The organism is Mastigocoleus testarum BC008 (genome assembly GCF_001456025.1).
Taxonomy (GTDB): domain Bacteria; phylum Cyanobacteriota; class Cyanobacteriia; order Cyanobacteriales; family Nostocaceae; genus Mastigocoleus; species Mastigocoleus testarum.
In genome coordinates this window covers 71,078-93,161 of record NZ_LMTZ01000096.1, presented here as the reverse complement: position 1 = coordinate 93,161, position 22,084 = coordinate 71,078, and the positions used below count along the sequence as shown (strand labels likewise).

Below are 22,084 nucleotides of genomic sequence, written 5' to 3'. Positions count from 1 at the left end.
TTACAATGGGCACGATGAACCATGTCTATCCGCTAAAGAAATATATCCAAAACCAAGATGCGCCTTAACCAGACAAGAAATTTTGCCAAAATTGAATGACAGTAAGCCTACAACAAAAATCTGCATTTTAACTGTTAATAACAAGTCAAATGCAGGGTATGAAACCATAGTGCTTGCAAATCCTTAATAAATCTCTACAAATAGAGCATTTTTCAGATTTAGATATGACTGGAAGATATTTGATTGCCAAGTGGATAAACTCTCTAATCCTTTAGTGCTTTTTTAAAATTCTTCCGATAAGATTTATTTGCCACAAATAAAACAGGCCAAAGCAACGATAAAAAAAGGCGATTTGTCTCAGGAGAAAAATTTGTATTTCTAAATCCTTTCCAGAACTTTCTTGCACCAACAACATAACCAACGATTAATAATATAGCAATAATTTGGCTCATAAAATCAACTCCCTGAATAGTTAAATCTTTTGATACCGAATTGACTTAACTGTATTGGCAATTTAAGAATAAAGCCAGGAAAATAATATTTTCTCAGTATTTAGGATAGTTATTGGCAAAATTAAAGGATATTTTATAGTTTTACTTTAACTCCCAGTGACACGCCGGTCAGAGTGACATTTACTTAAGACGGTGAAATGTATGGGGAAGCATGGAATAGAGACAATTAGCCAATTGTTCGCCAAAAATTATTGAATCCTTGAATCCTGTTCTTTTAACCTAGTCGATCAGAAAAATTATTCCAAAATAATATCAAATTCCCAGCGAAGGCTCGGTACATTATTCATCAATATCTCGATTCCTGATTATTTTTTTCACGCTCTTGATTCATTAATCGTATCCGAAACTATTCTGAAAAAGAAACTTAAATCTCAAACATTTTTAAGCCGCGATCGCTTTATCGAGTTGGTTTTTTATCAAGAAACAAGTTACGGTAGCGGACATGTCCAGCAATTTTTTTGAGTAATGAATGTTGTTTAAGTGTTTCAAGTAACCTCATTCATAGGACACTAAATATATAGGGATACAAATATCCTATAGTTCAAATGGCATCGAATGGTGCAAACTGTTACATGGAGGATTTATGCGTGCAGTACTGATGGCAGGCGGTTCTGGAACACGACTGCGTCCATTAACTTGCGATCTGCCCAAACCTATGGTGCCTATTCTCAACCGACCAATCGCCGAACATATCATTAATCTTCTCAAAAGGCACAATATCACAGAAATTGTTGCAACATTGCATTATCTGCCTGATTCGATGAGAGATTATTTTCAAGATGGCAGTGACTTCGGCGTACAAATGACCTATGCGGTAGAGGAAGACCAACCTTTGGGTACGGCAGGGTGCGTCAAAAATATTGCCGAACTTCTCGACGATACTTTTTTGGTTATTAGTGGCGACAGTATCACAGATTTTGACCTCCAAGCTGCAATTGATTTTCACAGGTCGAAAAAGTCAAAAGCTACGTTGATTTTGACCCGTGTTCCTAATCCGATCGAGTTTGGAGTAGTTATTACTGATGAAGAAGGTCGGATTAATCGCTTTTTAGAGAAACCTTCTACTAGTGAAATTTTTTCTGATACGGTCAACACAGGAACGTATATCCTCGAACCAGAGGTTCTAGAATATTTACCTGTTAACCAAGAATGTGATTTTTCTAAAGAATTATTTCCCTTGCTACTGGAGAAAGGGGAACCAATGTATGGCTACGTTGCTCAAGGGTATTGGTGTGATGTCGGTCATTTGGAAGCATACCGTGAGGCACAATACGATATCTTAGCAGGTAAAGTAGAAGCTGATTTTGCCTATAAAAAAGATGAATCTTTTGACTTGTGGATCGGTCAGAATACTTTTATCGATCCTAGTGCTGAAATAGAAGCGCCAGCAATCATTGGCGATAATTGTCGAATTGGTCCCAGAGTTCACATCGAAGCGGGAACGGTAATTGGCGACAATGTAACCATTGGTGCCGATGCCAATCTCAAACGCCCAGTTGTTTGGAATGGGGCAATTATTGGTGAAGAAGCTCAGTTGTCGGCTTGTGTAATTTCCCGTGGCACCCGTGTAGACAGACGCGCTCACGTTCTTGAAGGTGCGGTTGTCGGTTCCCTATCAACAGTAGGAGAAGAAGCCCAGATTAGTCCTTCTGTAAGGGTGTGGCCCAGTAAGAAAATTGAATCTGGGGCAATCCTAAATATCAATTTAATTTGGGGTAATACAGCCCAAAGAAATCTGTTTGGACAACGAGGTGTTCAAGGTTTAGCCAACATTGATATTACTCCCGAATTTGCAGTTAAATTGGGAGCCGCTTTTGGTTCCACTTTAAAACCTGGTTCTCAGGTAACAGTTTCTCGCGACCAGCGTAATATTTCGCGAATGGTAACGCGGTCGTTAATTGCTGGCTTGATGTCGGTGGGTGTAGATATTCAAAACTTGGATGCTGCGGCTATACCGATCGCTAGAACTGTCATACCAATGATGGATGTTGCTGGTGGTATTCACGTTCGCGTTCATCCCGATCGCCCCGATTATATTCTGATTGAGTTTATGGATGCAAAGGGAATTAATATTCCCAAATCCAAAGAAAAGAAAATTGAAGGAGCTTACTTCAAAGAGGATATGCGGCGATCGCAAATCCACGAGATAGGCAATGTGTCTTATCCGAGCCAAGTTATAGATCGCTACTGTAACGCCTTTGAAAATTTGTTGCATGTTGATACCCTTCGGAATAGTCGGTCGAAGGTGGTTATTGATTATGTATATGCAGTTTCTGGTGCTGTTCTGCCACAAATGTTAAATAAATTTGGTGCAGATGCAGTCGTACTCAATGCCAGTTTAAATACAACCGCTATTTCAGGTGATGAGCGGGAAGCACTACTAACTCAATTGGGTCATGTAGTAGAGGCACTAAAAGCAAATTTTGGCGTTCAGGTATCTGCTAATGGGGAACAGCTAATTCTAGTGGATGAGTCGGGTATGCCGATTCGTGGTGAAATGCTGACAGCATTAATGGTTGACATGGTGTTCACAGCTAATCCTCGAGGAAGTGTGGTTGTCCCAGTTCATGCCTCCTCTGCTGTGGAACAAATTGCCCGTCGTCATGATGGTAAAGTTATTCGCACTAAGGCAAACCCCACTGCTTTGATGGAAGCAACGCAGAAAAATCCCAATGTAGTTTTAGGTGGTAGTGGCGACACAGGTTTCATTTTCCCCGATTTACATCCGGGATTTGATGCGATGTATTGCATTGCTAAGTTGGTTGAAATGCTGACAATCCAAGAAAGGTCTTTAGTGTCAGTACGAGCAGAATTACCTCGCTTGATGCACAAAAACTACACTATCCGTTGCCCGTGGACTGCCAAGGGTGCATTAATGCGTTATTTGGTAGAAACTCATCCAGCCCAAAATCTTGAATTGATTGATGGGGTGAAGATTTGTCAACCCTATGAAGATAATTGGGTATTAGTCCTACCGGATGCTAGCGAGCCAATAGTACATTTGTATGTAAATAGCAGTGATCGTGAATGGGCAGATAAAGCTCTGAGAGAATATCGCGCCCGCGTACAGGAGTTTGTTGAGAAAGAAGAAGAGCAAGTAACCACCGAAGTTTAGAAACTAAACCAAGTCTGAAAACTAAGTGTAGTACTTTGTTGCAATAATTACTATTGCCAATAATTTTAGGGACGTAGGATTCTGCGTCCCTATGAAGGATAAGTCTAGGTAAAAATAATTATTAATTGTTTAAAATCAATCATCATAGCTTTGAGTATTTTTCTTTACTCTAAACTAATTACGTAGTTGCTATAAATAAAAAATGAAAAATTTAATCCACTTTGTATAAATTTTTAATGTCATACATAGCAGATTGCAAATAACCAGTAATTAACTATATTTTGTCAGTCAAATAAAACGAATATCAAAAACCTTTTTCCATGAAACTAATAATGGGTTAGTTGATTTATTTTTTGGTATTGTTATAAGAATTATAATTTTGCCTAAAAGTCTTACATTGTCAAGATTTTATTTTTTTATTCAGAGAGCAATTAAAGAAAACTGATACATCATGATACCAGGTACGCTATTAATTAAAATGTATTGGTATATAATTCGGCTAAGATACTCTTCATTCGTTTGACTTAAAAGCTCGTTCAATCTACAGACTTTCTAGTAGCATGTCCAGCTTAAGAAGGGTTATTTTGGAGTCGTTCTAGATAGCGACTTATTATAACTAAAAATGAGGCCAAAACCTTATTTTAGCTAAGGGAATATGTTCCTAGAATACTGTTCTAAAACTCTATTGGGGTAAGAGTTACAGTTTGATTGCAATTCGTGTGTTTTCAGAATGCCTTGGCTAGGAGTTTTAAATGTTTTGCTTGGTATCGTCAGTTAAATCAGCTTATGCCTTTGTCAAATCTGATGGGTTTGGGTTGCACTCCCAGCTTGTATTACTTGCGTCAGTGAGAAACTTTCTTACAGGGACAAAGTATCAGAAAAATTAACTGACAGCTAAGAAATATTTCTCATTCCTCTTGGTCAGCATCATCACCTTAGGATACTCATTAACAGTACCCAGGTGTTTGCAACGAATGCAACTTACGTTGTTACTCAGTTTGACCGCTTTTTTCCCATTCCTAGAATGGATGGTTTCCCTAACTCCTACGAGGTTTTATGAAAAAATCAAACGAATACTACAAAGCATTAATTAAGGGTATTAAGAAACATTCAGATGCGTGCAAACCAAGGATAGCTCAAATGGGAATGAGCGACTCCTTAAGAAGAAAAGTTGAAAAAGCTCGGGAAAAAAGAACCCTGATTATTAATAGAGATTTGTCAAGACCAAAAACAAATATTGATATTTCTTGGCAGCTATGGGAGGAAGGTTTTGATTCGTCTTACCAAGAATATCTTGTCGCAATGGAAAATCTTACAGGAGAACCGGCAAGTAAGATTCACCAGGATATTTTAAGCTTTGGGGGGCTAGATTTGGAACAGGAGTTTAAGGTCAAAGCAAGAAAATATTCTAGCTTGGGATTGAATACTTTAGTTGGAATTCCTGCTCTCATAGCTGTTTTATTTGGTGTTGCTACTATCAGCGATGTAAAGTTAGAGAATCCAGAACTTACGACTCTCGAAATGGGTGGTAGGAAGATAAAACGTAAAGATATCAAGCGTATAGAACTCAGACATATTGAACTTCGAAGAACCGATCTTAGTGGTGTTGATCTTAGTGGTGTTGACCTTAGCGGTGTCGATTTGAGTGGAGCTAAGCTAATGCATACCGATTTGAGCGGAGCTAAGCTCATAGCGACCGATCTCAGTGGTGTAGATTTCAGAAACGCAAATCTTAGTGGTGTGGATCTTAGAAGTGCCGATCTTAGTGGAGCCAAACTTTTGAATGCAGACCTTAGCGACACTACATTGTGGGATAAAAAATTAGGAGAAGCAACCAATCTAACTCCAGAACAAATTAAACAAGCAAAAAATTGGGAAAAAGCTGTGTATAGTCCTCAACTTCGCAAAAAGTTAAATTTACCAGAAAAGCGACTAACTAAAAAATACAATCCATAAACTGAATCGATTGTATCTACTGTCGAACGTGGATTGCCAATAAATTAACCTCCCAAAATCCTGTATTTCTGTTAGTTAGCCCTCCAAGGGAACTCCAGTTTTTATGTTATTTAAATCTCACAAATAGCAAAGCAATATTGATCAATTACTAAGCTTTTTTTGACTCGATTGATGCTATGGCGCGGATTTAAGTTGTGAGATTAAGGAATCTGAATTTAAGTAATAAATAGCTTGAATTTTTAACATTAAAACTGGAGTTAATTGCATAAAGTGTGTGCGTTCGGGCATGTTAATTTTCTCTGAATAGAGCAAAGGATGGGGAAAATTTTTCCTGACAATGTAGTTCAAAATATCTGAATATTGAACCAAATCCTAGCTTTCAAATGGCAAAGATAGAGAACGACTTCTAGGAAAAATTGCTAATTCAGTTTCAGGATCGAAGAAATGAATTTTTTCAGTATTTATTGACAACCAAACTTCTTCACCAAGTTGAAGTATGCGCTCTGGAGAAATTCGCGCTTGTAGCAAATTATTTCTTCTGGAAAAATTAGGTTCTGGAGAGTCTAAAAGTAAAAGTTTAAGAGAAATGTAAGCATCATTTCCTAGATTTTCGACTAATTCGACCCTTACTGGCAAATTTTTGGTCGCAGGTACCCCAATGCTCCAATTTTCCGGACGAATACCCAAAATTAAGCTGCATCCATCATATTTTTGTAAGGCATTTTCCCATATCGCCGGTAAAGTCATACGAAAATCACCATGAGTGATTAATAACGGTGCGCGAAAAGTTACAGGGATAAAGTTCATCGGTGGCGATCCAATAAACTCTGCTACAAATAAATTTGCTGGACGGTTATAAATTTCCAGTGGGGGGGCTACTTGCTGAATTTGTCCGCGATCTAAAATTGCAATGCGATCGCCCATTGTCATTGCTTCGGTGCAATCGTGAGTCACATAAATAGTTGTAATTCCTAATTGACGTTGTAGCTTAACTATTTGGGCGCGGGTTTCTGCTCGCAATCTTGCATCCAAATTAGAAAGTGGTTCGTCCATCAAAAATACTTGAGGGTTGCGCGCGATCGCTCTTCCTAATGCAACTCTTTGCTTTTGTCCTCCAGATAGTTCTTTGGGAAATCGATGTAATAATTCCTTTATTTGTAGTAGTTGGGATACTTCATAAACTTTTTTTGTAATGAATTTTTCTTGGTTAGAATTATGGTGTAATTCGTTGGGTATTTTTTTTACTCCACCTGACAGTAAATTTTGCCAAAAATTTGTTGAAGACTGAAGGTTCTCAGGTTTTTCCTTAAGTCTGAGACCAAAGGCTATGTTATCAAAGACTGTCATATGGGGATAAAGAGCATAGTCTTGGAAGACCATCGCAATATCTCTTTCTCTAGCAGGTAGATTATTGACTAAATCCTTCCCTACCCAAATATTACCGCTTGCGATCGGTTCCAATCCGGCAATCAGACGTAGAAGAGTACTTTTACCGCACCCAGAAGAACCGAGTAAGACCATAAATTCCCCATCGGCTACTGATAAATTAATACGTCTTAATACATGGATGTTGTTATTACGACCATTGTCTGAATAACCTATGTTACGCTTTACCAGAGCTTGAGAGGCAGATGGGGAAAAACTAGCTTCGCTGTCGCGTCGGGAAAAACTTTTGTAAATATTTTCTAAAATAACTTGCGCCACAAGAATTTAAGATAATTTTTTAGCTTTCGAACATTAGTTAATTATCACTAAAAATAGTTAACAGTACGTATGGCTGGCAAAGAATAATCAATAACCACTAATCAATTAATTTTACTGATTATAATCGCTATAGCTGTGATATATTTTTTACTTTTGAATGTAAATTTATCTCTGATGTCAAGATACTAAGGAAACCATTGATATCTTTTAAAAGTAGACCCTAGAGCATAGGATTACCATAATGTAATAGAAATTTGCAAGCTGTATAATTTTTTAGTAAAAGATTTTATTGATAAACAATTTCTGTCAGAAGTCAGAAATCAGGAGAGGAATAGATAGCGCCCGAGGACTTATTCAGTAAATCCTACTTACGAACGGCTACGAATTTGTATCTTGTTTTGTATAAGCGAAGTATTTAAACTAAAATAGTACTATTGTACTGAAAGCATTGTATGGATTTTAAGCGTTGATGTTAAAAAAAATCACAAAAGAAAATAACAAAAAAGGAATAATATAATGTTTTTTCGTACAATAATATCCGCTTTTGTTAGGTTAAGAGCATTGGAGAAATTATTAATTTTCCATACTTAACCCTCTCTTGAGAGTAGTAAGTGGCTTAAAGGAACTGGTACAAATCAATTTCAAAATAGGGCTAGTGTTATGAATAGTTGTATTTTAATGGCGGAAATTATTCAACCACCGCAACTACGTTATACCTCCGATAACTTAGAAATAATGGAGATGATGGTGCAATTTACATCCGTGCGAGAAGGAGAAAGTCCATCTAATTTAAAAGTGGTTGCTTGGCGTAATACAGCCAAAGAGATCCAACAAAATTATCATCAAGGTGATCGGGTGATCTTAGAAGGACGTTTGAGTATGAGTACATTCCAACGTCCTGAAGGCTTTAAGGAAAAACGGGCTGAACTTACAGTCCAACGTATTTATCCCTTAAGTTCCGCTGTAAATACTGGCGCGGCTGCAACCATGGAAACTATACCGGCGACAACTGCAAATCCTAGTTTTGCAGCGCAACCTGCTGGAACATCTTTCGAAACCAGATCTCCCGAACCAACATTTAATAGTCCGGTACCAGCTGCAACACCAAGTCCAGGAAATAATAACTTTGGGAATACTCCACAACCAAATTTTGAACCTGCAGCTTCTCCTACTCCAAATTATGAACCAAGTACTTATCCTGCAATGACAGAACCAGACGTTGATGATATCCCATTCATGCGTCCGATTCATTCTCGAAGCAGTTGGGGACATTCTTTAACAGACTCCTTTGAGTCAGAAGTAAATTCTGCTTGGGAAGGAGTCAAGCAGTTTAAACCTTAATAATTATTTTTAATTACTTCCCGGCTTGTTTAAGTCCCATATTTTATCTGAGGGAATAGGGCTTCTAAGCTGATTAGGAAATATATCTAAGCAAGAGAAGCCTTATCTCGTATAATTTCAGAGGTTAATAATTCCTTTTTAAGTAGGACAACAGGGGTCTTTCTGTGATGTGATGCATCCTAAAATTATCTCTGACTGTCGTTCAAACAAAAAAAGAATATACTTTTTTGTAGCGAGGATAACTATTTAGGGGAATTGAATATGGTTGAAGCTAGTCCTGTTAATATGGAAGGTAGTTTACCTAAAATCGATCAAGATCGTTATTCTTGGTATCAAGAAGGTAAAAATCTGGAGCGGGAAGGATTTTATGAAGAAGCAGTAGTTTGCTACAATCAAGCCGTAGCCAATGGCGTTGATGAGTATTGGTTATGGTACGACCGAGGTAGCGCTTTGCGGGAATTAGGATATTACGACGAAGCAATTACTAGTTTTCAGAATGCTTTAGAATTGCGTCCTTATGATTATTGGAGTCGATACAATCAAGGTTGTATCTTCTTGGAAGATTTAGACGAATTTGAACGAGCAATTTCAGCATTTGAGAACGCCCTCACTATTCGTAAACATGACTATTGGGCTTGTTTTCGCCTTGGGGATGCTTTAAGACATTTAGGTAAATACGAACAAGCGATCGCCAGTTACAACAGAGCTTTATCTAGCTACAGCAATGATTATTGGGGATGGTTTCGACGTGGTGATGCTTTGAGAAAATTGGGTCGATATGATCAAGCAATAGTCAGTTATGATCGCGCTTTAGAAATTCGTCCGGATGATTTTTGGAGTCATTATAAGCAGGGAGATATCTTTAGATTTCTCCAACGTTATCAAGACGCGATCGCAAGTTACCAAAAAGCAGTAAAACTGAATCCAGAAGATGAATATGCTTGGTATAACTGTGCTTGCTGTGCGGCGTTGCAAGGTAAAAAATATTTAGCACTTGATTATTTAGAGCGAGCTCTTCACATTAGTCCTGCACAATTTCTGAGTTTTGCTCAAACAGATTCAGATTTTGATGCTATTGAAGCAAGTAAAGAATTTCAGGAGCTAATTGCAAGTATAAGCTTGAACAGAACTTAGATTTGTTATTTTCATTTCTCAACATCAATTGAAGAATCTCAGTTCATAATCACAAGTCATTGGTAATCAAATTTCTTATTCTTGCAGATGTTATTAAAATCCTAACTGGAGAGGTGAGAAGTTTTGCTTTAGGTTTCCCCTCTCACTATTTTGTAACATCGAATTGTGAGATCCATTCATGGTAAAGAATTGCATAAATAAACTGGTCGTACCACCTACCCTTGATAAATTCTTTTTCTCGTAGATGTCCTTCTCTACACATACCAATTTTTTCTAATACTCTTGCTGAAGCTGTATTTTCAGCAACACACCAAGACCAAATTCTGTGCATTTGTAATTCTTGAAAACCAAATTGCAAAATAGTTTTTGCAGCTTCAGTCGCATAACCATTTCTCCAGTATTGGCTATTTAATTCATAACCAATATTTGCTTCTTTTTGTTGAATATCATTAATCCGAATACCGCAGTTACCTATAAGTCGATTTTCTGTTTTGAGAATAATAGCTAGCTGAAACTTAGTTCTTGGTTGATGACTTTGTTGAATAATAAATGTCTCAATAAAATCACGAACATCCTTTTCTGTACGCTGTACCCAAGGATAGTAACGTAGATATAACGGGTCAGATTGATAAGTTAAAACTTCTTGAATATCACTTTTTACAAATTCACGCAGCAGCAGTCTTTCTGTCTCTAGGATCATATTTTGCTGTTTGTTTTACATTGTCTTCCTTTGGGAGTCGCATCTGGATAAAAAGTAATTATTGCTTGTTCTCTTCTAACAAATACAGCTGGAAAGGTTTGTCCCGTATTGCGGTCTCGAACCTCGTAAATACACGCACCTTCAGATTTTCCCTGAAGTTTATGAATTTGGGTTACGTCCAAAAGAATTTCTAAGGCGTTACTCAAATAGCCGTAACCTTTTATTACATCTGTGATAGTGCGATCTTTTTGCTTAATTACCACACCCATTGTGTAAATTATACCTGGAACAACTTCCTGTCTTCGAGTATTTTTTGGCAATCTTCCACCGATTCCTTCTTGTTGCAGTTGCAAATATCTACCGTAAAAATGCAAGCCACCAATATCATTTTGGTTATAAATTTCGCCACAAAATATATGTTCAAAACCTTTACGTTTAAACCAAATATCGGTGAGGTCATTGATAAACTCCGATTGACTACGGCGACCCGGACGTAACTCACCATCAGTTACTTGCTGGAGTTTTTCTACTACATCTGGGTACTGAGATAAAAGTTGTTTAAAGCGTTCGGGTTTGACTCGTGTTCCAATTGCTCCACAGGTTCTGAGTACCGCTAGGTCGAAGGAATTTAGCTTGGGTGCAGGAGGGGAAATATCTAAATTTTGTCCCCGAGGAAAGCCTACGGGAACAGGGTTATTGACATTATCGAAAAATGGTAAAAGTTTTGTGTTCTGCGATTGTGCTTTGACCGGGTTACTTAAACCAAAAGGTAAAAGGAAGAGCAAAATAGTTAATAACTTGAGCATGTGTTTTCGCAGTGACATTGCAAGTTTTATTTTATACTTACTGCTAGTGAGTGCCAAAAAAATGGCAATCTTGGTTTACGAAGACAACCGAAATCAGTACCAACTGTAGTTAACTAATAAGCTAGCTTTCCGGGTTAAAAATAAGTGGAAAGGGAGGTAAAAATCATTTACTATACAGAGCACCAAACTTCTCTAGCTCGGCAATTACATTCTTTAACTTTTTACCTCTCTCAGTAAGAGAATACTCTACCTTTGGAGGAACAACATTATATACTTCGCGCGAGATTATTTCTGCTTGCTCTAATTCTTTTAAAGACTGAATTAACATTTTTTCAGAGATACTCTTTACTGAATTCTCATTCACCTTTCTTTTAATCTCGCCAAATCTTAAAGCTTCATTCTCCAAAAGAAACCAAATTATAATTCCTTTCCATTTACCAGAAATAGTATCCAGGGCAAGCTGCAAGGGACACCCATACTCTTTACTAGCTACGGTAAACATATTACGATACTTACTTTTACTATAGTAACATACTAATAAGTATGTACTTGACAATAAGTGTTGTAAAGACAAGAATTCACTTAGCTACAAATGAAAAAACTAATTTTATGAGTACAAAGGTTGTAGAAATAGCTAAGTTTAAATTAAGAAATGGAATTGCAGATGCAGACTTTTTAGTTGAAGACAAAAAGGTGCATGAAATGGTAATTAAACAGCAGCCTGGATATATCAAACGTACAACTGTAAAGTCTGAAGACTTAGAGTGGGTCGATCTGGTTTGGTGGAATTCTTTGGAAGAAGCTCAGAAAGCAGCTAAGGTGATAATGGCTGATCCACAAGCTAAAGACTGGGTGGACATGATGCTTACATCTGCAATCTCTTTGTGTCACGGAGCTATCATTTCAGAGTTTGAGCAATAGTTAGTGAAAAACAGCTTGTGAATCAAGTTGAATTGGAAAGGCTTATTCTAAATAGGTATTCTCATTTTCTTAAACTGAACACCTATGGTGAATTGCCTTTTTTTAATCCAAATTTTCACAAATATATTATTTTTCGGGGGCGTAGTCTAAAAATACAGCCAATTGTTATGTTTTGATTTGCTTCACTTTCTGCATACCACCAAGCTAAAAAAGTTTATATTTCCGAAAACGACATATTTTCAAATAACCTGGGTAACCTAAAACCAAAATAAATTTAAATCAAAAATAACTTTAAATCAAAAATAACTTTAAATCAAAAATAAAACATAAAAAATGAATATAAAACCCAGTATTTTCCTATTAATGTTAGCTTTTTTATTATTTACTGCTCTCGGCGATTCAGTTTTACCAGAACCCTTAAAAACTGCTAGCTACAATACTCGGACAACTATAAACAAATTTACTATTGGTTTATTCCCAGCTTGGCAACCGAAACAAAAACCCCACGAACGTACCAGGAAAGCTTTGGAGAAACTAGAAAAAGATACAAGCACAAACTAAAAAATATCCAAAGGTAGGAGCGATATGATACTCCTACCAAAATCAAATTAATTGGATAATTTAGTTATTTATCGATATTCTCGAATTGGATGTGGAGGTAAAATTCTACATTTTTTTCAACCAGCTAAACATCGCCCGCAAATCTTTACCCACCTCTTCAACTGGGTGTTCCGCTTCCTGACGACGCATAGAGATAAATCCAGGTTTACCAGATTGATTTTCCAACACAAATTCTCGTGCAAATTGACCGGATTGAATTTCTGAGAGAATTTTCCGCATTTCGGCTTTTGTTTGGTCATTCACAATGCGAGGTCCGCGAGTATAATCCCCGTATTCAGCCGTATTGGAGATACTATCACGCATTTGCGCCAATCCACCTTCAACGACCAAATCAACAATTAGTTTTACTTCGTGCAAACATTCGAAGTAAGCTAATTCTGGTTGATAGCCTGCTTCTACTAAAGTTTCAAATCCGGCTTTAATTAAAGCACTCAAACCACCGCAAAGAACAGCCTGTTCGCCAAATAAATCTGTTTCGGTTTCTTCACGGAAAGTAGTTTCTAGAATACCTGCGCGAGTACCACCAATACCCTTCGCATAAGCCATCGCGCGATCGCGTGCTTGTCCGCTAGCATTCTGATAAACTGCAAATAAACATGGAACTCCCTGTCCTTGCTCGTAAGTTCTACGAACTAAGTGACCGGGACCTTTAGGCGCAACCATCACCACATCAACATTATCCGGTGGAACCACCTGACCAAAATGGATATTAAAACCGTGAGCAAAAGCGATGATATTTCCTTCTTTTAAATGGGGTGCAATTTCCTGTTGGTAAACAGTTTTTTGTACCTCATCTGGCAAAAGAATCATAATAAAATCAGCAGCAGCTGCAGCATCTGCCACATTTTTGACGGTTAAACCTGCAGATTCTGCTTTTTTCGCCGACTTACTCCCAGGATAAAGCCCCACAATGACATTCATGCCACTATCTTTGAGATTGAGAGCATGAGCGTGACCTTGAGAGCCAAAACCAATGATGGCAATAGTTTTTTCAGCTAAAAGGTCTAAATTTCCATCTTCATCGTAATACATCCGAGCCATAGAAGCTTCTCCTGTCAGCAAGCATCCTGATATCATTGCAAGGGTATGATTCTACCGCAAAATCAGGTCTTAACCGATAATTGTAAAAACTCTATAGCTTAAAATTCGCTGCAATCCAACCCAGAGATATTCCCAATCCAGCACTTCCTGTAAGAGCTATCATTGCAGCGAAAAAGCTATCAAAAGTTTGGCGTAGCTTTCTTCCTGCTTTGTTAACGGTAATCATAAAATTGCAATACCACACTAAGTCAAAGACCACTTCCCAACCAATTGAAATCCATAGGAATATTGCTAACGTGACTATTACCGCAGGAACTAGGATCCCTCTTGTTCGTGCTACAAAGTATACTACGAAGCCAAAAAAAATGAGATTTATACAAAAAAGTGCGCTCGTAAAAGGTGTCACTCCTGAAAATTGAACATCAGAGAATTTAACAAAAAAGCAAAGAGTTACTGCGAGAAGTAGACGGGGAAGGATGAGAGAAGTTATTAGTGTCAGATTATTCTTGAAAACAAGACCAAACGTAAAGAATAAAGGAAAGACAACAAACAAAGCTAGTAAATACCACCCTGCTTCGGCTACTCTTAATAACCAACCATTAAAAACACACATTAGAAAAAAAGCAAGAAACCAACCCCAATCAAGGAGCAAGGGGTGATACAAGATTTCGCGGTAAGATTTAATACTACGCATCAAACTCGTTATTATTTAGGCTATGTTGCTGAAATTAGGCTTATTTGTATCTAGAAAATCGTCAACGTTAGGTAATAACATTGAGATTTACGAAGAACTAAGGAGTTTATAGATTTAGATTTTTATAGACCCCTGATGTATCGGTACAGATACAAATGTTGTACTCAAACCAATGACAATGGGGGTGCTAAAAATTTTCTGTGAATATTGGGTTTCCATATCTGTTGCAAACTTACAGTGCTACTAACTGTTTAACAGTTTTCAACAAGATTTTTCGCCCACCAAAAGTTCAATAACTTAAAGAGTAGGCACATACTATTCTCTAATAAATTATTATTCTTAAGATACTGTCCTTAAAATAGTTCAAAAAAATAATTCAAATTCAGCAGTTAGAATTCAGCAGTTAGAACTCAAAAGTTCAAATACTAAGACCTATTAACGTTACTTGTGCGATGAATCCTATATGCTACTTTCAGAAGTGGAGTATTAACAAATACAAAGCACTTGTGTATTTGTAAATTCAAGCTAAAATTTTGGCAGATGACAGGAAAGCCCATCTATATTTAAAATGCTACTTTTTAACGCTGAGTGCAAATATCATTTGGGAATCATACACTACCATTATTGGCAGTTTGTGCTAATTCTAACGAAATGATAAGGCTAATGAATGCCAAGATATGTACCAGACGCGTATTTGAACTCTTATGCCAGAATTACGCCTTTCTATTGCGCAGCATTATCACGAGCGGACAAAGTACGATCCGCAAACTATAGCTGCAAAGAATCAAGGTTTGGACTGGTCAAAACAACCAGTACCGTTTAAAGAATACAAAATTGGTTCGTCTTTCGATCTGAAATCTTATCTTCAAGAACAACCAGAAGCGTTGTTGGATCGACCTGATGAATTATGGTGGCGGAGGTTATCGCGGTTACTTCATTGTAGTTATGGAGTAACTGCCAGAATGCCTTCCATGGGTAGTGCTGTATACTTGCGTGCTGCCCCCAGTGCTGGAGGTTTATATCCAGCAGAAGTATATCTAGTATCCCGTGGAACGCGATTATTACCACCCGGATTGTATAACTATCAATCTCGCAATCATTCCCTCATGCATTATTGGGAAAGTGATGTTTGGCAATCTTTACAACAAGCTTGTTTTCAGCATGAGGCTTTAGAAAAAACCGAACTTGCAATTATTGTAACTGCTGTTTTCTACCGTTCGGCGTGGCGTTATGAAGATAGGGCTTATCGGCGAATCTTTCTCGATACTGGACATTTATTGGGTAATATCGAACTGGCAAGTGCGATGAATGATTATCGTCCACACCTAATTGCCGGATTTGCTGATGAAGCAGTAAACGAAATACTGTATCTCGACACGAGTCAAGAAGGTACAACTGCAGTTATTCCCTTAGCAGATTTACTCGATAGCAACCAACATTTACCGGTATCCAAAACTTCTCTGTCCTCAGCAACTGAAACAGATTATCCTAAAATTCCTGATGGAGAATTATTAACTTATTTTCATCAGGCTACTTGTATCCCAGAAAGTAAAACGGATAAAACTGATTCATCTTTTGTCAAAAAAGAAAATCCTTCGGAGGATAAATATAATTTTCCTTTCTGTCAAAAAATTTCTACCGCTACAACACAACCTATCAATTGGTCTACAAAACTTACAGGTTTGGAAAATACTATTCTTAAGCGTCGTTCTACCCGTGCTTACAGTGGTGATAATTTAAAACTTGACGAACTTAAAGCTCTGCTAGATTTTACTTACCAGCCACAAAATTATACGGCTCAAAATTTAGATATTTCCCCCGATTATTGCGACCTGAATTTAATAGAGACATTTATTGCTGTTTCTGGTGTGGAAGGATTGGAGTCAGGGTGCTACTATTACGCCCCAAAAGCACAAGAATTAAGACAAATCCGCTTTAAAAACTTCCGTCGAGAATTACATTTTCTTTGTCTGGGACAAAATTTAGGACGTGATGCTGCGGTAGCTTTATTCCATACTGCCGATCTAAAAACGGCTGTTTCGTTATATGGCGATCGCGTTTACCGCTATCTGCATATGGATGCAGGTCATTTGGGACAAAAACTTAATTTAGCTGCAATCCACCTGAATTTGGGTGTGAGTGGAATTGGTGGTTTCTTTGACGACCAGGTCAATGAAGTCTTAGGTATTCCTGGCGATGAAGTAGTTTTGTATATTACGACATTGGGACGTCCCCGTTAATTTTGTTGGTAATGAGTAATGAGTAATGAGTAATGAGTAATGAGTAATAAGTAATAAGTAACAAGTAATAAGTAAAAACTAATAAGTAATAAGTAATAAGTAATAAAAAGACCAATTACCAATTACCAATTACCAATTACCAATTACCAATTACCAATTACCAATTACCAATTACCAATTACCAATKACCAATTACCAATTACCAATTACCAATTACCAATTACCAATTACCAATTACCAATTACCAATTACCAATTACCAATTACCAATTACCAATTACCAATTACCAATTACCAATTACCAATTACCAATTACCAATTACCAATTACCAATTACCAATTACCAATTACCAATTACCAATTACCAATTACCAATTACCAATTACCAATTACCAATTACCAATTACCAATTACCAATTACCAATTACCAATTACCAATTACCAATTACCAATTACCAATTACCAATTACCAATTACCAATTACCAATTACCAATTACCAATTACCAATTACCAATTACCAATTACCAATTACCAATTACCAATTACCAATTACCAATTACCAATTACCAATTACCAATTACCAATTACCAATTACCAATTACCAATTACCAATTACCAATTACCAATTACCAATTACCAATTACCAATTACCAATTACCAATTACCAATTACCAATTACCAATTACCAATTACCAATTACCAATTACCAATTACCAATTACCAATTACCAATTACCAATTACCAATTACCAATTACCAATTACCAATTACCAATTACCAATTACCAATTACCAATTACCAATTACCAATTACCATTAATTAACCTTTTAACCTTTCAATCAAATGTTCTCCCACTCGCAAAGCATTAGCAATAACTGTTAATGCGGGACTAGTTGCAGAACTAGAAGGGAAGAAACTACTATCTACAACATAAAGATTATCTAGATCGTGGGTTCGACAATCGAGGTCAAGAACTGAAGTTTTTGGGTTTTCTCCAAACCGACAGGTACCACATTGATGGGCTAATACTTGAATGGGTGTTTCGCCACGGGGATAGATATTCTGTCGATTTTTATCCACAGCTTTGAGTACATCAATCCAACGATAAATTAGGCGATCGTGTGCCTCAGTATTGTTAGGGGTGTAGTTTATGTGGAGTTTGGAATTTTGTAAATACACCTGATTTTTGGGTCTTGGTAAATCTTCAGTTTGCAACCACCAACCAATTGAACGTTTAGCTAATTGTTTCAACCCAAATCCTGGCATTAATTTAGCAGCAATAGATAAAATCGGTGGTGACTCAGAAAAAATTACATCTTGCAAAATCCCACCTGAATTTTGAATATGACCCATTGGGTAAGAAAAATCTTTATCGCCCCAATAAAAATCATTAATATAACGGGTTCTTTGAAACAATCCAGAATTAGATGTTGGGGTAAGTTGTACCACCACGGTCATTAATTGTTTCATTAAATTTCGTCCGACTAAATTAGAACTATTTGCAAGACCTTGGGGGTGTTTTTCGTTTGCCGAACGTAATAATAAAGCTGCGGAGTTAACTGCACCACAGGAAAGAACAATAATATCCCCCATGAAAAGGTAGGAGCGTCCACCAATTTCTGTTTGTACGGCTTTGACTACTTTTCCCGAAGGGTTAGTGTGCAGACAAACAACCTTTGCAGAAGTTTTGAGTGTGACGTTGTTATTGATTGCGATCGCTGGAGTTACCCCCGTATCTTCTGAGTCAGTTCGTCCTTGGTCTCCAATTCCGATGGGAAGGTAAGCGGGATGCAAACCTTGTTGGGAAATGCTATGACAAATCTCCTCAACTTGGGGTTGACTATCAACTACAGGAAATGGGTAATCTTCGCTGTGGGGAGGTTCTGTAGGGTCTTCACCTTTTTGACCGTGGGCGCGATAGAGTTTCTCAGCCTCTGTATAGTAAGGTTCAAAATCTTGATATTTAAACGGCCATTGGGGAGAAATACCATCTTGATGTTGAATTTCCTCAAAATCTTTCTCCCGCATTCGTTGTAGTACGCCGCTATAAAGCTTTGTATTTCCACCAACAGAATAACTTGCTTGGGGAGGAAAAGGTTCTCCATCGCAGTCGTAGCATTGTTCCGGTGCATGAAAGTCTTCTTTTTTGAAAACTTCCACATCAACTAATTCTGAGCTTTCTTTTTCTAAAAATTCTCCCTGTTCTAACACAAGGATTTTTTTCCCGGTGGATGCTAGTTTGCGGGTTAATGTACCCCCACCTGCACCGGTACCGATAATAATTACATCGTAGTATTGGTCATCGATAATCATGATTTCTCCTTTGTTATTCGTTTTTTATATTGCCTTTTGATGCTGGGTTTTCCTTTACCTTTTAATCTTCTTTCTCAAGCATACTAATTGCTTCATTTAAATACTTTTTGATCAATACTTCTGGGCGATAACCGCTAGGCTTACCTTTTCTACGAATAGCTTCTTCTAGTAATAAATTACGAACAGATTTTAGCCACTCTAATTCTTTAAATAATTTTTTGTTTATTTCATCTGATTCATAACGCTGTCTCAGTCCAGAACAACAAAGACTTTGATTTTTAAAATCCATAGATAAAAGTTTTTCTGTAAAGTCAGTTTCTTGGATAAATTGAAGTAGGGGAATTTTATAATATATTGAATGCAACTCATCTACATTATTTATAGAACTAGTAAAATCATTTAGACAAATGATTGTATAAAATTGCCATTGATCGTTCTGCATTATTTCGAGTAATTCTTGAGCCAGAATCGGCATCTTTTCTTCTATTGCTAAATGTCTAACTTCTTGAATATAAGAACAAAATAATTGAAACTCTTCTAGTTGTTTTCCTTGAAACTCTAAACCCTTATAACCAATCATCGATTCAATTAATGAAGGAAGAGAGCGTTCTGTAATATTTAGATTTAGTTTATTATTCTTCTTCAAGCAATTAATATAAAGCTTTGAGTCCTCTAATAAATCTTCCTTACTTTTAGAATACAGTTCAATATCAGAGAGTCTTAAGAAAATTCCTGTAACGTGCTTGATTTCTTGTATATTAGTAAATTTTCTATTGTAATAGTCTGATTCGACATTTTTAAGTAATCCATCAAACTCATCATCACTCAGGTCGTTAAAGTGCCAAAGTCTAACCCAATTAGGGGTGTTTTCATCCTGGAAATATATACTGTTAAAGATTGAGTGCTCTAGTTCCTGAGTGTCTATAATGCCTTTGTCAAAGAATGTTTGCCACCATGCTAAATTTGGAAATGGTTCGTATAAATATAAATCTAAAATGCGATATCTATCAATTAATTTCTTAAGAGAATTCAGTTGTTGGGTATCCTCGTTGGAGGGTAGGGTAGATAACTTCTCTTGATCGGTTTTGGTTTTGCTTCTCGCTTCTGTATAATTACGTCTAGCCTTAGCCGTAGCCTGAGTCAGTTCAAACGTCTGTGCCTCTTGCAGTTTGCTAATATCTTTTGGAAGTATTATTCCGCGTTTAATTTCAATCGAAAACACTGTAAGTAGCTTTAATAAGTCTTGAATAAGCCCTATCTTACTTTTTGCTTTATCTGGTAAATTTTCAAAAATTCTCTCAAAATCCAAAATAATTTGCTTTAAAGCTCTTAAATTCTCAAATCCTGCTTGATGATATAATTTTTCTATTAATTTACTATTTTTATATAGAAAACTTTTTAGTTCTGAATTATTACTGTATTCGATAAAGTCTTGTAATGCACCGTGAAGATCTAGGCACACATCAAATGTTTTACCTATCAACTTCTCTCTAATGTCTTTATAATTACTATTTTCAAGTAGTTTATCCTCATTGGCGACAATAACTACTTTTAATCCTTGGTGTTCTACAAAGTAGTTTATGTATCCTAAAATATTTCCGATATCTATCTGACAACGTTCTAAATCATCAAATATTAAGATACTTTTATCGATATTTTGTAGATATTTAGGAAGATTTATATCAGGAGTCTTAATGTTTACCGATATATCATCTTTAGCATCACTATTGATGTCGATTTTAAAATAGGCTTGAATCATTCCTTGAAACATCTTGCCTGCTATTTTCATTGGCTTTGATGATAGTACGGGGTGCAATTGCTGAAAAAATGCATTTTCTATCTCAGAAAAGTTAGTTATTCCGTAAAGACTGACATACAAAGCTTTCTTTTTTAATTGTTTTATTTTTTCACGATACTTGTTAATAAACCATGTTTTTCCAGAACCCCACTGACCTTTTAATAAAACGGCAAATCCAGGCGTGTGAGATAATCCACAGTAGTAATCTAAATAAGTTTCTATGTGGCTATTGATCGATTTGTTGTCTTGAGTCATATTTCTTTTTTCAGGTTTTTTCTCTTTTATTTCCAAACCCTGCCGATTGACTATGATATTTTTGTCGTTGCTAAATAAAAGTATAATTTGTCGATGTGGAGACGCGAGATATTGCTTAGCGAAGAATAAAATATTACCTTGCAGTCATGCTGCGCTAACATACCTCAAATCAACAACGCCACATTTTTAGTGATTGGACTACTATGGTGCAGAACAACAAGGTTTAGATCCTAATTATCCCGCACCCAAAATTTCATAGATAGCTCCTCATTGCCAGACATAGATAAGAACAAACAAAATAATCCAAATCACATCAACAAAGTGCCAAAATAGCGAAGTTGCATCGACACCAAAATGACCGTCTTCGTAATTACCAGGAATAAAGGAACGAATCAACATAATTGACTGCAACAGAACTCCAGTAAATACGTGTAAGCCGTGGAACCCTGTCAATAGATAAAATGTTCCACCAAATGTACCAGAGGTGAAACCAAATTTCAGACTATTCCACTCAACAGCTTGACCGTATAAGAAGTAACTACCCATTGCCATTGTTAATAACCAAAACAGGCGAAAACCCCAAAGGTTATCTTTTTTTAATGCTCGTTCGGCAAAGTAAATTACAAAACTACTGGAAACCAGAATTACTGTATTAATAAATGGCTCTCTAACTTCTAATCCTTCAATTCCCTCCGGTAACCACTCAACTGCTGTTGTTTTGTAAACAATATATCCCGCAAAAAAACTCAGGAAAATCACACTTTCCGACAGCAGAAAGACTATAAAGCCAAACATGCTGTTACCTTCTTCATCATGCTCGTGTTCGGCTAATAGGGAAGGATCGTATAATTCATCAGATGATGCAATTGCTGTTTCTCTCTGGGACATTGCGTTGTCTGTACTTGCCATGATTGCTTATTCTTATATTTGAGTT

Annotated in this window: 17 protein-coding genes; 7 read left to right on the top strand and 10 right to left on the bottom strand. The window is 36.8% G+C overall.

What is annotated here, in order from left to right:
• Positions 1-263: 263 nt before the first annotated feature.
• Positions 264-452, bottom strand: a complete 189-nt coding sequence (locus BC008_RS20555) for a hypothetical protein (RefSeq protein ID WP_036263784.1) — start codon at positions 450-452, stop codon at positions 264-266.
• 643 nt (positions 453-1,095) lie between these two features.
• Here BC008_RS20555 and BC008_RS20550 point away from each other — a divergent pair.
• Together BC008_RS20550 and BC008_RS20545 are read left to right on the top strand one after the other, a co-directional pair.
• Positions 1,096-3,627 carry a mannose-1-phosphate guanyltransferase gene (locus tag BC008_RS20550; protein ID WP_027840263.1) on the top strand — a complete coding sequence of 844 codons (2,532 nt, stop codon included), beginning with the start codon at positions 1,096-1,098 and terminating at the stop codon, positions 3,625-3,627.
• A 1,056-nt stretch (positions 3,628-4,683) separates the two neighbouring features.
• On the top strand, positions 4,684-5,583 hold the full coding sequence (locus BC008_RS20545; protein ID WP_027840262.1) for a pentapeptide repeat-containing protein: 900 nt from the start codon (positions 4,684-4,686) through the stop codon (positions 5,581-5,583).
• A gap of 372 nt (positions 5,584-5,955) precedes the next feature.
• On the opposite strand, the gene BC008_RS20540 is transcribed toward BC008_RS20545, so the two are convergent.
• Positions 5,956-7,287 carry an ABC transporter ATP-binding protein gene (locus tag BC008_RS20540; protein ID WP_027840261.1) on the bottom strand — a complete coding sequence of 444 codons (1,332 nt, stop codon included), beginning with the start codon at positions 7,285-7,287 and terminating at the stop codon, positions 5,956-5,958.
• A 660-nt stretch (positions 7,288-7,947) separates the two neighbouring features.
• Here BC008_RS20540 and BC008_RS20535 point away from each other — a divergent pair.
• Positions 7,948-8,628 carry a single-stranded DNA-binding protein gene (locus BC008_RS20535; RefSeq protein WP_027840260.1) on the top strand — a complete coding sequence of 227 codons (681 nt, stop codon included), beginning with the start codon at positions 7,948-7,950 and terminating at the stop codon, positions 8,626-8,628.
• A 261-nt stretch (positions 8,629-8,889) separates the two neighbouring features.
• On the top strand, positions 8,890-9,762 hold the full coding sequence (locus BC008_RS20530; RefSeq protein ID WP_027840259.1) for a tetratricopeptide repeat protein: 873 nt from the start codon (positions 8,890-8,892) through the stop codon (positions 9,760-9,762).
• Between the two features lie 145 nt (positions 9,763-9,907).
• On the opposite strand, the gene BC008_RS20525 is transcribed toward BC008_RS20530, so the two are convergent.
• The 3 genes from BC008_RS20525 to BC008_RS20515 form a co-directional block, all read right to left on the bottom strand.
• Complete coding sequence (locus tag BC008_RS20525; RefSeq protein WP_027840258.1) at positions 9,908-10,462, bottom strand: GNAT family N-acetyltransferase; 555 nt, start codon at positions 10,460-10,462, stop codon at positions 9,908-9,910.
• Positions 10,459-11,286 carry an EndoU domain-containing protein gene (locus BC008_RS20520; RefSeq protein WP_407657068.1) on the bottom strand — a complete coding sequence of 276 codons (828 nt, stop codon included), beginning with the start codon at positions 11,284-11,286 and terminating at the stop codon, positions 10,459-10,461. Before BC008_RS20520 ends, BC008_RS20525 begins: the two co-directional genes overlap by 4 nt.
• Before the next feature lie 145 nt (positions 11,287-11,431).
• Positions 11,432-11,770, bottom strand: a complete 339-nt coding sequence (locus BC008_RS20515) for a winged helix-turn-helix transcriptional regulator (protein WP_027840256.1) — start codon at positions 11,768-11,770, stop codon at positions 11,432-11,434.
• Between the two features lie 107 nt (positions 11,771-11,877).
• Between BC008_RS20515 and BC008_RS20510 the strand changes: the two genes are divergently transcribed.
• Together BC008_RS20510 and BC008_RS20505 are read left to right on the top strand one after the other, a co-directional pair.
• Positions 11,878-12,189 carry a hypothetical protein gene (locus BC008_RS20510; RefSeq protein WP_027840255.1) on the top strand — a complete coding sequence of 104 codons (312 nt, stop codon included), beginning with the start codon at positions 11,878-11,880 and terminating at the stop codon, positions 12,187-12,189.
• 333 nt (positions 12,190-12,522) lie between these two features.
• Positions 12,523-12,750: a hypothetical protein gene (locus BC008_RS20505; RefSeq protein WP_058183799.1), complete on the top strand. Its 228-nt coding sequence runs from the start codon at positions 12,523-12,525 to the stop codon at positions 12,748-12,750.
• A 105-nt stretch (positions 12,751-12,855) separates the two neighbouring features.
• On the opposite strand, the gene ilvC is transcribed toward BC008_RS20505, so the two are convergent.
• A complete protein-coding gene (gene ilvC, locus BC008_RS20500) occupies positions 12,856-13,851 on the bottom strand; it encodes a ketol-acid reductoisomerase (protein WP_027840254.1) in 996 nt (331 codons plus the stop codon).
• Between the two features lie 91 nt (positions 13,852-13,942).
• The gene (locus BC008_RS52145; protein ID WP_268768238.1) at positions 13,943-14,077 is read right to left on the bottom strand and encodes a hypothetical protein; all 135 of its coding nucleotides are present in this window, start codon (positions 14,075-14,077) and stop codon (positions 13,943-13,945) included.
• A 1,172-nt stretch (positions 14,078-15,249) separates the two neighbouring features.
• On the opposite strand from BC008_RS52145, the gene BC008_RS20490 reads away from it, so the two are divergent.
• Entirely contained in the window at positions 15,250-16,785 is a 1,536-nt protein-coding gene (locus BC008_RS20490) for a SagB/ThcOx family dehydrogenase (RefSeq protein ID WP_027840252.1), read from the top strand.
• Between the two features lie 818 nt (positions 16,786-17,603).
• Here the strand turns inward: BC008_RS20490 and BC008_RS20485 are convergent.
• The 3 genes from BC008_RS20485 to BC008_RS20475 form a co-directional block, all read right to left on the bottom strand.
• Positions 17,604-19,097: a GMC oxidoreductase gene (locus BC008_RS20485; RefSeq protein WP_027846004.1), complete on the bottom strand. Its 1,494-nt coding sequence runs from the start codon at positions 19,095-19,097 to the stop codon at positions 17,604-17,606.
• A 61-nt stretch (positions 19,098-19,158) separates the two neighbouring features.
• Complete coding sequence (locus BC008_RS20480; protein ID WP_235595897.1) at positions 19,159-21,186, bottom strand: P-loop NTPase fold protein; 2,028 nt, start codon at positions 21,184-21,186, stop codon at positions 19,159-19,161.
• 231 nt (positions 21,187-21,417) lie between these two features.
• Positions 21,418-22,038, bottom strand: a complete 621-nt coding sequence (locus BC008_RS20475; protein ID WP_036267877.1) for a cytochrome c oxidase subunit 3 — start codon at positions 22,036-22,038, stop codon at positions 21,418-21,420.
• Positions 22,039-22,084: the final 46 nt, after the last annotated feature.

Coding starts and splice junctions, on each gene's coding strand:
- BC008_RS20555 (WP_036263784.1), bottom strand. CDS start 452: ATGAGCCAAATTATTGCTATATTATTAATCGTTGGTTATGTTGTTGGT.
- BC008_RS20550 (WP_027840263.1), top strand. CDS start 1,096: ATGCGTGCAGTACTGATGGCAGGCGGTTCTGGAACACGACTGCGTCCA.
- BC008_RS20545 (WP_027840262.1), top strand. CDS start 4,684: ATGAAAAAATCAAACGAATACTACAAAGCATTAATTAAGGGTATTAAG.
- BC008_RS20535 (WP_027840260.1), top strand. CDS start 7,948: ATGAATAGTTGTATTTTAATGGCGGAAATTATTCAACCACCGCAACTA.
- BC008_RS20530 (WP_027840259.1), top strand. CDS start 8,890: ATGGTTGAAGCTAGTCCTGTTAATATGGAAGGTAGTTTACCTAAAATC.
- BC008_RS20525 (WP_027840258.1), bottom strand. CDS start 10,462: ATGATCCTAGAGACAGAAAGACTGCTGCTGCGTGAATTTGTAAAAAGT.
- BC008_RS20520 (WP_407657068.1), bottom strand. CDS start 11,286: ATGTCACTGCGAAAACACATGCTCAAGTTATTAACTATTTTGCTCTTC.
- BC008_RS20515 (WP_027840256.1), bottom strand. CDS start 11,770: ATGTTTACCGTAGCTAGTAAAGAGTATGGGTGTCCCTTGCAGCTTGCC.
- BC008_RS20510 (WP_027840255.1), top strand. CDS start 11,878: ATGAGTACAAAGGTTGTAGAAATAGCTAAGTTTAAATTAAGAAATGGA.
- BC008_RS20505 (WP_058183799.1), top strand. CDS start 12,523: ATGAATATAAAACCCAGTATTTTCCTATTAATGTTAGCTTTTTTATTA.
- ilvC (WP_027840254.1), bottom strand. CDS start 13,851: ATGGCTCGGATGTATTACGATGAAGATGGAAATTTAGACCTTTTAGCT.
- BC008_RS52145 (WP_268768238.1), bottom strand. CDS start 14,077: ATGATTACCGTTAACAAAGCAGGAAGAAAGCTACGCCAAACTTTTGAT.
- BC008_RS20490 (WP_027840252.1), top strand. CDS start 15,250: ATGCCAGAATTACGCCTTTCTATTGCGCAGCATTATCACGAGCGGACA.
- BC008_RS20485 (WP_027846004.1), bottom strand. CDS start 19,097: ATGATTATCGATGACCAATACTACGATGTAATTATTATCGGTACCGGT.
- BC008_RS20475 (WP_036267877.1), bottom strand. CDS start 22,038: ATGTCCCAGAGAGAAACAGCAATTGCATCATCTGATGAATTATACGAT.